The sequence below is a fragment of the Caulobacter sp. P1_D6 genome, from assembly GCF_056406095.1.
This window is the reverse complement of the sequence record NZ_JBFUAW010000094.1, coordinates 1-443: the sequence shown is the minus strand read 5'-3', so window position 1 is coordinate 443 and position 443 is coordinate 1. Positions and strand designations below refer to the sequence as shown.

1 protein-coding gene is annotated in these 443 nt (G+C 68.8%); it reads right to left on the bottom strand.

The window, feature by feature from the left end; translation table 11 throughout:
• The coding region (locus AC1DYP_RS24830) for a PhzF family phenazine biosynthesis protein (RefSeq protein WP_477048568.1) at window positions 1-324 on the bottom strand (324 nt) is incomplete at its 3' end.
• Window positions 325-443 lie beyond the last annotated feature (119 nt).

The window sequence follows — 443 nt, the reverse complement described above, 5'->3', positions numbered from 1 at the left end:
GGCCCGGCGCACGGTCAGGTCGCCCGCCAGGGTGTCGAAGGTCAGCAGCGGCGCGTCGACGCCCAGTTCCTCGAACAGGGCGTGGGCGCTGGCCAGGGTGGCGTGGCCGCAGATCGGGGCCTCGACGGTGGGCGTGAACCAGCGCAGGCCGAACCGCGCCGGATCGGCGGTCTTCAGCAGGAAGGCGGTCTCGGCCTGGTTGTTCTCGGCGGCCAGGGCCTGCATCCAGGCGGTCTCCGGCCAGGTCTCGAACGGTTCGACCACGCAGGCCGGATTGCCCTTGAACGGGCCCGAGGCGAAGGCGTCGATGGTCCACTGGCGCATGGCGAGGCTCCGAACGATCGGTCGATCTCGCGGTCGTAGGATCAAGGCGTCCCTGGATCAAAGGCAACATTGTCTCGGGTGACAATGTTTTCGGATGCGGACGGGGACAGGCGCATGCG